General features: G+C 77.2%; 1 pseudogene. It reads right to left on the bottom strand.

Features of this window, described 5'->3' with window-relative positions:
• Positions 1–241, bottom strand: a pseudogene (locus SACPADRAFT_RS33155) (FAD-dependent oxidoreductase); the annotation flags it as partial.

A 241-nucleotide genomic window follows, 5' to 3' on the forward strand; every position in this document is an offset into this window, starting at 1 on the left:
CGTGCGCGGCCACCCCGGCGAACAGCGCCCGCCCCTCCTCGGTGGACAGCGACCGGGCCAGTGCCCCCGCGGGCAGGGCCGACCGTGCGCCGAACCGTGCCAGCGCCACCGGGTGGTCCGGCACGTGCAGCATCGGCCGGAGGAAGTCGTCGGTGATGTCGTCGAACCGCTCGGTGAGCGCGCCGAAGATCCGCCGCCAGGCGCGGTCGTCGGCGCCGAGCCCGGCCGCGGTGTCGGCCAA

Origin of the sequence: Saccharomonospora iraqiensis subsp. paurometabolica YIM 90007 (assembly GCF_000231035.2) — a bacterium.
GTDB classification, from domain to species: Bacteria; Actinomycetota; Actinomycetes; order Mycobacteriales; family Pseudonocardiaceae; genus Saccharomonospora; species Saccharomonospora paurometabolica.